The following is a 10,099-nucleotide window of genomic DNA, read 5'->3' as shown; positions in this document are numbered from 1 at the left end:
ACGTAAGACTTGATGTACTATGAATACTAAAACGCGCTTTTCCAAAGGTTTAGAAGACGTTAATTCCTCTAAAGGAACCCTGCCCTTTGATTTGGCTGAAATGACGGGAACAGCCCATACTTTAAGGGGGTAGGTTTGTTTGGTACGACTCAGTTCTCTATATTTACTCTAAGAAATCCCCTTGATAGAAGACCATTCAAAAAAACAGTGAAAAAAGCCCCCGATTTCGAATATGGCCATATTGAATATTGGAAAAGATGGTTTAAAAATTTGTTTTTCAGCATGTTGCAAAAATCAAGGGTTGAAGTGAGCATCTTAAAAAGGGTAGACTGAAACTCGTAATTGGCCAGGCCAAGTATGCCCGTTAAAAGTTGAAGTGAGCATCTTAAAAAGGGTTAGACTGAAACTCCACAAAAGCCCTTAAACCCATAATAGTACCGTTGAAGTGAGCATCTTAAGAAGGGTAGACTGAAACCTCCGAAGCGACAAAGGCCGCATTCTGATAAGAAGATTGAAGTGAGCATCTTAAAAAGGGTAGACTGATCAGAAAGACACAAGATTTAAGACATAAGACTCAAGATAGAGGGACGTATGTCATTTATCAATTATCATTCATTTAGAAGTGAGCATCTTAAAAAGGGTAGACTTATAGAAAGACACAAGATATAAGACTCAAGACGTAAGACTTGATGTACTATGAATACTAAAACGCGCTTTTCCAAAGGTTTAGAAGACGTTAATTCCTCTAAAGGAACCCTGCCCTTTGATTTGGCTGAAATGACGGGAACAGCCCATACTTAAAGGAGGTAGGTTTGTTTGGTACGACTCAGTTCTCTATATTTACCTTAAGAAATTCCCTTGATAGAAGACCATTCAAAAAACAGTGAAAAAAGAACCCGATTCCGAATATAACCATATTGCATATTGGAAAAGATGGTTTAATAATTTGTTTTTCAGCATGTTGCAAAAATAAAGTGTTGAAGTGAGCATCTTAAAAAGGGTAGACTGAAACCCAGCGCCTAGCACCAGATACAACAATAAAACTAGGTTGAAGTGAGTATCTTAAAAAGGGTAGACTGAAACATTTGGTTTTCATGTTTAATTTGTTTTTTGGTTTAGTTGAAGTGAGTATCTTAAAAAGGGTAGACTGAAACTTCGGTGACGCAGACGAAGATATGGAGCACCTGTTGTTGAAGTGAGTATCTTAAAAAGGGTAGACGGATTAAGGATTGATGATTTTAGATTTAAGATTGGGTACCGAAATAGATTGATTTAGTACGATTTGTTTTTCTTGTAAAAGGTCATTCCATCATTTATCACCCATCAATTATCATTCATGTTAAAGTAATGGGTAGACGTTTTGGAGTCGAAGAGACTGAGAGACGAAGGGAGTGGTTTTCGATTTTAATTTGATCCGGGGGAGGATTGATGATTTCAGATTTAAAATTAGGAAAAATTCGATCGATCTAGTGAATATATAGTATCTGATGCGTTGATCACCTAATCACCGATCACACATCACTCCATCATTTTTGTTGAATTGAGCATGCCCCAATAATTTCGAAGTTGAATGTGAGGGTCTGATGGTGGTGGAGGTGCCGCTTAGGCAGTTCATAAAGATCCACAAACTATTGGAAATCTGCCCTTTGACATGGAGGAAATGACGGGAACAGCCCATACTTTAAGGGGGTAGGTTTGTTTGGTACGACTCATTTTTCTATATTTACCTTAAGAAATCCGCTTGATATAAGGCCATTCAAAAAAACAGTGAAAAAAGCCCCCGATTCCGAATATATCCATATTGCATATTGGAAAAGATGGTTTAATAATTTGTTTTTCAGTATGTTGCAAAAATCAAGGGTTGAAGTAAGTATCTTAAAAAGGGTAGACTGAAACACAAGAGTATACCTTTCTTTGGATGCGTATACGCGTTGAAGTGAGCATCTTAAAAAGGGTAGACTGAAACATATTCCACTTTCAAACATGGTCGCCGCATTGAAGTTGAAGTGAGTATCTTAAAAAGGGTAGACTGAAACCGAGTTAAAACAAGATTACCCAAGAAAGTCTGGTTGCAGTGAGCATCTTAAAAAGGGTAGACGATGTCTAGACGAAGTGACTGAGAGACTAAGAGAAGAAATACCGAGATCCGATTGAAAGGTAGAAAATTTATGATATTAGGTTTATGATTTAAGATTGTGGAACCGAAATAGAAGGTTTAGGTCGAATTAGTTATCTTTACCATAGATAGCTCCATCATTCATAAAGAAGTGAGTATCTTAAAAAGGGTAGACTGAAAAATCTCAAAGGAGAGTTTTGAACTGCTCATTTTATCGTTCAAGTGAGTATCTTGAAAAGGGTAGACTGAAACATTACCATCCCCCACGGTAAGGGATAGTCACAATGTTGAAGTGAGTATCTTAAAAAGGGTAGACTGAAACAATGTTGGTTTCACTTCACCATCAAGCACCTTCTTGTTGAAGTGAGTATCTTAAAAAGGGTAGACTGAAACTTGCCCTCTACATACACAAGATGCATTTTGGTTGTTGAAGTGAGTATCTTAAAAAGGTAGACTGATCAGAAAGACACAAGATTTAAGACATAAGACTCAAGATAGAGGGACGTATGTCATTTATCAATTATCATTCATTTAGAAGTAAGCATTTTAAAAAGGGTAGACTGGTTCAAGTCTCAAACTGTAGGTGGACTCAAGACTTAGGACAAAATCTTATGTGCCATGTACACTTTTCAAAAGTCAGGGGAAGAAACCCAGGCAATTTCTCAGGCCAAGTATGATCTGGTAAAATGGATTGTTTCCGGGGTTATTACCAGTGGATTGGTTGCGACAGTTTTAAAGTAGTTGGGTTAAGACGGATTGTCTAGGAATCCCCATCCGGATAATCCGTAGTAGAAGATAAATAACATTTGGCAACAAGAATGCACCACGATAATCCCGAAAGTGCTTAGGCAACTTGGGGATTATCGTGGTGGCTGTTTTAGTGTTACTCTGGGCAAGTCCCCCAATCCGGTTCAGGTAATGTCCATGCCGTCGCGCCAACACGAAAGCCGAAAGGTCTTGTTGGAATCCTTGTTACACACCATTTTGATAAATCCTGATTGAAAGCCGAATTAGCAAGAAACATTTCCACCATATTTATAACGTTGCTTACATTCCAATCTCCTATGGGTTGGTTAAAGGGAGAATTAACAAACATTCTTTGCATAATTATTACACTCCCAACATTCCAATTTTCTACAGGATGGTTGAAGGGAGAACCAGAAAACATTTCTCCCATATTTATAACCTTGCTTACATTCCAATTTCCTATGGGTTGGTTGAACTGTGAATCACGAAAAATCCCCCACATCGTTGTTACATTGCTTACATCCCAATTTTCTATCGATTGGTTGAATGGAGATTCTAGAAACATTCCACTTATATTTATAGCCTTCCCAATATTCCACCCTCCTATTGGTTGATTAAATTGAGAACGTTGAAACATAGCCGCCATATCAGTAACGTTAGCTACATCCCAGTCTCCAATGGGCTGGTTGAATGGTGTGTTAGCAAACATTCCCTCCATATTTATGACATTACTCACATCCCAATTTCCAATGGATTGATTGAATGGGGATCCATTGAACATCCCACCCATATTTGTTACATTACTCACATCCCAATCCCCGATTGACTGATTGAAGGGCGAACCAGAAAACATCACGCCCATATCGGTAACCTTACTTACATCCCAATCCCCAATGGGTTGATTGAATTGGGATTCACCGAACATCCCTAACATTGTTGTAACATTGCCAACATTCCATTTTCCTATGGGGTAGTCGAAAATAGAAGCGCCAAACATCCCACTCATATTTCTAACGTTACTTACATTCCAATCCTCTATTGGTTGGTTGAATCTAGAACCCGTGAAAATCCGCTCCATAGTTGTAACATTGCTCACATCCCAATTTCCTATGGCTTGGTTGAAATCTCTTTCAAGATAAAACAGCCTAGTCATATCCGTCACCAACGAAGTACACAACTTAGTCATATCCACACCCTGATCTCTCCTTTGCCTAATCAACTCATTATCCACCGCCTCGTACTCGACTCCATTGATAAATCCCTTATCCCCCGGGTTTGCCCCCTCGCACTTACAGGTAACGCCATTTTCCGCCAGGTAAAACAAGCCGGTACTGGCTTCTTTAAAAATAACCGTCACAGTTTTCTCCCTATCTACTGTAATTCGCGTTGGAATCTCATTGCCACTCAAATCCCCTCCCCAGCTTTCGAATACCCAGCCCTCCGCCGGCACCGGGGTGAGCTCCACGATGGTTCCTTGCGGATATTCCCTGCCTGCGGGATGGGTGACCACCTCTTCGGTTACCGTGCCCTCGCCTTGGATCGTTATGGTAAGGGGATATTCCCTGATTTTAAATTTGGCGGTAACATGCTTTTCGTCATCTACCGTAATCTGTTTCGGAACCTCATTTCCACTCAAATCTCCACCCCAACTATCAAACACCCATCCCTCCTCGGGAACAGGGGTCAATTCCACCGTGGTGCCGTGTGGATACTCCCGGCCAGAGGGATTGGTTACGATTTCCTCCGTGACCGTTCCTTCGCCTTCTACGGTGATACTCAACGGATATTCGCGCTTGATAAATATGCCTGTGATCGATTTGTTGGCATCCATGGTAAGCGTAAGCGGACGGGTACTTCCGCTTGCGGCTCCTTCCCAGTGACTAAATACCCAGTTGGCGTTGGCTTCGGCGGTAAGGCTTACGGACTGTCCCTCCGTAAAGGTGCTTCCGGAAGGGGAGGTAGTGATCCGGCCGCCCTCCGTCGGCGAGGCCTGCGTGCTCAATGTATAGGTCGCAAGGGGGGTAGGTTCTTCGGTATCGCAGGCCATCAGGAACAACGAAAGGACTGCAATTCGGATCATAGGGGTGAGAAGTGCGGTGGTATTGTGCATGGGAAAGTAGGTTTATATGAACGATGGTATTAATTACTGATCAACTCATGGGTAAAAGGTACTGAACGGATTGTTCAGTATGCCGAGATTGTTCGTGAACCCGCGGATTGACACCGTGAATGGGTGCCGTGCCTGGAGTTAAGCAAGCGTGTCTTCCGCTTGTTCCCACCGGTATCCGCTAGGTTCACGGGCCAATCAGGCATCCTTACGAATCCAGCTTTCGTTGCCAGGCAGGTTTGGGTAGGTTTGCACATGCTTTTAGCAGAAAGTTTGGACTATAAGGGGTTTTTTGAGCCAGAAATGTACCCTACGTGGGGTAGGGTACACAGTAGATCTCCGCTATCTGCAGCGATCCGCCTCCTGTTGGAATCTACAGGTTCAACTTAGTCTCCGGGGTCGGTATTATCCTGATACCGCTTCGACATTTCTGTGGTTGGTATCCGGTCCTTGGAAGGACTCAGGTCTTCTTTTTCCAGGTGCCCGCACGCAGTCATCGCTGCCAGTAGGAGCATTGTAGCTAAGACTATTTTCATAGTTACATGATTTAAGGATTTGCCCCTCAGGTAGTTTCGGAGTATGGGGTCGGATAGGCGAGGGGTTTAGCCTACCTTCCCACATGCTCCTCAGGGTTTTCACCCGTAGTAGACAGTTTGCGGTCCGCTACGAAGTGCTGGATATGCGCTTTATCCCGCCTTGTAAGTAATTATACATATAAAAAAGATAAAAAGTTGCTTTTAATAATATTTAAAATATTATAAAATATATTTAAAATTATATTGTAGATAATAAATATTCCCTTCGGTTAATAGACCAAGTGTGCCAGGTTGCATCGTCGCTTTTTCGGACAGCTGCTGGGTAAAAAACGCTAGAGGCAGGTAATAAACCGGAAGCGATAGGTAGTAAGTGGACGGTATCAGGTAGACTGTTTTTTTTTTGGTGTCGAACCCTAATCCGGTTGGGTTTACCCGAAATGGACTGGATTATGGCTCCGATGAATTCTTAGTCGCAGTGTGCATAGCACCTCTTCGGACGCGATGGTTAACAAGGGGTATGGGAAAATCCACCAGGGTACAGGGATCCCCTTGATGCCTAAATCTATTTCCACCGAACTGAGTTGATGTTTCTTTGATCCCCCAAAAAGCATGGTGCGGGTTCGTGGTGGGGATCAAGACACCTCGATTTCTTTAATCGTGAAATTCTGTGATCGGTATAGAATAGGTTTTCACGCTTGAATCGATTGCATCCACGAATCTTTTGCTGTCAGTAACGAATGAAAATTAGCCAAATGAGCCAATAAAGGTAGATTTATCTGTCATTTAAAACTTTATAAAAAATATATAATTATGAAAGCAATAATTAGGTTACTAAAGATTTCTGGGGTTGCAATGCTAGGTATGTTCGCTTCGGTCAGTTTTGTAGGGGCACAGTCACTGACGGATAGGCTATTTCTTTCGGTTGCTATAGATCCCACTAGCGGAGGATCTGCTTCGTCGTTTGTAAAATCTCCGCCCGTTGGAATCTACCTGGAAACGGGGATTACCGAATGGGCGAGTTTTGGTTTTGCAGTGGGCACCAATGTCAGAGAGGGTTTTAGTATGATGAATCCTGCCGATTCAAAAAACTGGGTATCCCTCGGGATATCAGCCAGGGCAATGGTCTATGCCTTTCAGACCATAGAGGCGCTGGGGGGCAGCTCAATAAATGTGCTCGGGCTGGAGCCTTATGCGGGACTGACATACGGCAGGTATTGGCCTTCGATTCTGTTGGATGTGGGGACGATATTCAACTACTATGACTTGGGAGTTGTAGTGGGTACCAGGTGGTACTTCAGTTCCGATAAGAAGTTTGGACTAATGGCAGAATACAGCTCAGTGGGAAACACAGGATTGGGAGGTGGGTTAAACGTTGGAGTAACTATCGGTTTGTAGGAATTGCTTCCGAGCGTCTAATAGAGACTCGCCGGTGATTGTTCATCTCCGGCAGGTTTTTTAGCTGGTTCCCGCTATTTCTCGGTATCGTTTCCATTTCCGTTTGACAATCCCCGCAACTTGAATCCTAGTCTGGCGAAAAGAAGGCGTTTTGCATCTCCGTTTTTCGGAATGGGCAATTTGAAGTACGGACTCTCCGTTTTGCTCGCGACCTTTCTTGGTAGAATTACGTGGTTGTCTTTGATTTGTAGGACATTTTCTAGACTGATGACATGTTTTCTGCCCAGTTGGTGGAAATCTTTTAATAGATACAGATGGTCATGGTAGAAATTCTTCAAACCTGGTGAAGTAAAGTGAATAGGGGCATGCGAGTCTACGGTATATGCTCGCATCAATTTGTCATCTGCTTCCAAAAGAACGAGGTTTTTAATGGGAATTGCGGTGATTTCACCATGATTGGTGGTGATGAAGATGCTTTTACTCTGTATAGAGTTTTTGAGGTTTGGCATGCTCTCTACCTTGCTGCGTTGAAAATTGTATATAGAGGCCAACTCTACCTTTTCAGCCAGACGATCCATATCTACCGGTTTAGGTATGTAGTCAATAGGCAAGCTCCACTTTGCCAGGTCAAAGCCCAAGTTTTTCGGAAGTGCAGAAAGAAAAATGGTGGGAATGGGGTGGGCTTGGTTCAAATATTGGGACAAACGGATCCCTGCATCCAAGTCATCTTTTAATGCGATATCCAGGAGTGCGATATCAGGATGCCGATCATTGATGAGGTCGATCGCTGCCATGTAGGTGTCCACCGGCCCCAATATCTCCAGTGATGTTGACTTAAACCGCTCGCGGATCTCCTCTGCCAAATCCTCACCGGTGATCAGGTCGTCTTCTACAATTAATATCTTCATAATAGGGTTGGTTTGTGATGTTTTGTAGGGTGAATTGAAAAATGAAGGAGGTGTTGGGTGCCATCTTCGTGGGAGGTGGTATAGGTAGCGTTAAGCTCCTTCATAAATAGTTCGTTTAACTTGGATCCGGTTCCTTTGGCATCTAGGGGTGAGTAGCCCGTTCCATCGTCTCTGTAGTTTAGGGTGATCACATTATTTCTTTCTGTGATTTGAATGTAGATATTTCCATCTTGCCTATTGACAAATGCATATTTGATGCTGTTTGTAATCCATTCGTTTAGGATGATGGAGGTATTGATGACCTGATTAACAGGTAACTCGATGTGTGGGTCGTGCTGGAATGCGATTTGAACGTTTCGATGTTCGAGCTGTAACGCTTTGCGCTGATGACCGATCATTCCCTCGATGAATAGTCCCATGTCCACCGTTTTTTCATCATCCAACCCAATGAGGTGTCGCTCCATTTCCGACGCCGTCAACAGGATCTGTGTGGCCCTACGTAGATTCATCTTCACGTCCGGATCATCAATTTTTCGGGCGATAGTGTTAATGATTCCCTGACTACGGGAAAGGGAGTTGCTTGTGCGGTGGCGCAGATCATCTTGTTGGGCGCGGATCACTTCATTTTGACGCCTGATATGCTCGGATTGGATTTTTTGTACCCGGAGATTCCTTTTGGTTATCAGGCCAAATGTCATCGTCATGATTCCAATAGTACCTAAAAGCAAGATGGTTAGCTTGAATTGGCTGTTTTTTATCTCTAACAGTGTTGCCCGCGTCTGAACTTGCTCGTTTTCAAACTCTTTTTCTCGCAGCAGGTAGAGGTTGCCGATTTCCTGCACATTGAATTTCTCCTCCAGAAACAGGGCTGCTTTTAGGCTGTCATATCTTTTATAGGTGTTTAGTGCCCTCTCAAAATCTCCCATGCGTTCCCTTAACCTGATCTGCAACTCCAACGCCTCTATTAGGTAGTCCTGGCTTCGCAACGTCTCCAGAAGGACTATTGCTGAATCGAGGTAGGCATCACTTTGGCTTAACAGACCTTTTCTCAAGGCGTAGTCTGCAAGGTTTTTTTGACCGATGGCTATTCCCTCCGGATCATTGATTTTAAGGTGCAGCCTGTAGGATTCCAGAAGGTAGGGGTAGGCTTCGTCCACCTGCCCCAAATTAAGGAGATTCACCGCTATATTGTTGATGGTGCTGGCGAGTTCCATAGGGTCGTTGTGTCTGCGTTTTATATCGAGGGCCAGGCGATTGTAATAGAGTGCAGAGTCATAATGCGCAAGGTCGTCCCAGCAAATTGCTACGTTGGTCCATATTTTGGCCAGTCCAGTGCTATCGTTTTGCGATTTATAAATAACTTCTGCTTTTCTGAGCATTTCCATGCCGTCCGATAGATCATTCAATTGCTGGTATAGCAAGCCCATGGAGTTGTAAATGTCGGCTTCCAATGCCATGTACCCACTCTTACCTTTTACTAAAAGCAACGCTTCTTTATAGGAATCCAACGCGATGGCATAAAGTCCAAGGCGCTGAAAGTTTAGTCCCTTGCTTCTGATATATCTGGCGGTGCGAAGGGTATCCCTTGATTGCATCGCTATCTCCGCGGCCTGTGTATAATAACCAATGCTTTGGTCAAAATGGCCCACATGATAGTGCGCATATCCTAAGTCAGCCAGAATCTTTCGACGTTTAGAAGAATCCGAAGTTAAACGTAGGGCTTCCTCCAAAATAGGCAAAGCTTCCCGGTAGGCGCCTCGTTCAAAGAAACGGTTTATCTTGGATACTAAACTATCCACGTTTGCTTGTGCCTGGGCACCTACGCATGTCATTGGCGAACCCTGAAAAACAAGCAAGGTGAGAAACCAAAGTACCTTGGGGATGATATGCGAAAAGGCTGACTTCATGGTGTTGATTGGGATAAATATAGGTTAAAATCTGTTTTTCTATATAAAAGCGGAATAAAAATGTATGTTAAGTTTGGTTTGATATGTGTTTGTGTTGCTTTGGTTCTTGCTCTGTTAGAATCCTCGCGAATGGAATTGATGGTTTCGCGAACAGAAAGAGCCTACTGGCGCATCATGCCCTTTGTTAGCCGCTGGAAATTCAATTACCGTATTGAGTGGAGAAAGCGTCTTTTTCATAGGCGTTTGGGTAGGGAGGGATATGAAGTACTTTGGAAATGAACACGCGGATGATGTAAAATAGCGGGGAGGCATTGCCTCCTAGTTTTTATTTGTTGGGTTTTGATTTTATCTTGGATAAAATTCTGTTCGACCTAGTTATAAAA

Annotated in this window: 5 protein-coding genes and 2 CRISPR repeat arrays; of the genes, 1 reads left to right on the top strand and 4 read right to left on the bottom strand. The window is 43.0% G+C overall.

Going from position 1 to position 10,099, the window contains the following annotated elements; all coding sequences use genetic code 11:
• Window positions 1–1,860: 1,860 nt before the first annotated feature.
• Window positions 1,861–2,104: a CRISPR direct-repeat array (repeat unit 24 nt; unit sequence ATCTTAAAAAGGGTAGACTGAAAC).
• A gap of 156 nt (window positions 2,105–2,260) precedes the next feature.
• A CRISPR array of direct repeats spans window positions 2,261–2,566; the repeat unit is 25 nt; unit sequence TGTTGAAGTGAGTATCTTAAAAAGG.
• 433 nt (window positions 2,567–2,999) lie between these two features.
• Window positions 3,000–4,973, bottom strand: a complete 1,974-nt coding sequence (locus JJU34_RS17765) for a BspA family leucine-rich repeat surface protein (RefSeq protein ID WP_228693753.1) — start codon at window positions 4,971–4,973, stop codon at window positions 3,000–3,002.
• 383 nt (window positions 4,974–5,356) lie between these two features.
• The gene (locus tag JJU34_RS17760; RefSeq protein ID WP_228693752.1) at window positions 5,357–5,506 is read right to left on the bottom strand and encodes a hypothetical protein; all 150 of its coding nucleotides are present in this window, start codon (window positions 5,504–5,506) and stop codon (window positions 5,357–5,359) included.
• 810 nt (window positions 5,507–6,316) lie between these two features.
• Here JJU34_RS17760 and JJU34_RS17755 point away from each other — a divergent pair.
• The gene (locus tag JJU34_RS17755; RefSeq protein WP_228693751.1) at window positions 6,317–6,901 is read left to right on the top strand and encodes a hypothetical protein; all 585 of its coding nucleotides are present in this window, start codon (window positions 6,317–6,319) and stop codon (window positions 6,899–6,901) included.
• A 74-nt stretch (window positions 6,902–6,975) separates the two neighbouring features.
• Here JJU34_RS17755 and JJU34_RS17750 read toward each other — a convergent pair whose 3' ends face one another.
• Both JJU34_RS17750 and JJU34_RS17745 read right to left on the bottom strand, forming a co-directional pair.
• Window positions 6,976–7,809, bottom strand: coding sequence for a response regulator (locus JJU34_RS17750; protein ID WP_228693750.1), 834 nt, complete (start codon window positions 7,807–7,809; stop codon window positions 6,976–6,978).
• The gene (locus JJU34_RS17745) at window positions 7,806–9,716 is read right to left on the bottom strand and encodes a tetratricopeptide repeat protein (RefSeq protein WP_228693749.1); all 1,911 of its coding nucleotides are present in this window, start codon (window positions 9,714–9,716) and stop codon (window positions 7,806–7,808) included. The genes JJU34_RS17750 and JJU34_RS17745 overlap by 4 nt, the downstream gene beginning before the upstream one ends.
• Window positions 9,717–10,099 lie beyond the last annotated feature (383 nt).

It is taken from the genome of Lunatimonas sp., from assembly GCF_020832325.1.
GTDB lineage: Bacteria > Bacteroidota > Bacteroidia > Cytophagales > Cyclobacteriaceae > Lunatimonas.
This window is presented reverse-complemented; position numbering and strand designations above follow the sequence as displayed.

Excerpts from the sequence above, each read along its gene's own strand:
- JJU34_RS17765 (WP_228693753.1), bottom strand. The coding sequence starts at position 4,973 with ATGCACAATACCACCGCACTTCTCACCCCTATGATCCGAATTGCAGTC.
- JJU34_RS17760 (WP_228693752.1), bottom strand. The coding sequence starts at position 5,506 with ATGAAAATAGTCTTAGCTACAATGCTCCTACTGGCAGCGATGACTGCG.
- JJU34_RS17755 (WP_228693751.1), top strand. The coding sequence starts at position 6,317 with ATGAAAGCAATAATTAGGTTACTAAAGATTTCTGGGGTTGCAATGCTA.
- JJU34_RS17750 (WP_228693750.1), bottom strand. The coding sequence starts at position 7,809 with ATGAAGATATTAATTGTAGAAGACGACCTGATCACCGGTGAGGATTTG.
- JJU34_RS17745 (WP_228693749.1), bottom strand. The coding sequence starts at position 9,716 with ATGAAGTCAGCCTTTTCGCATATCATCCCCAAGGTACTTTGGTTTCTC.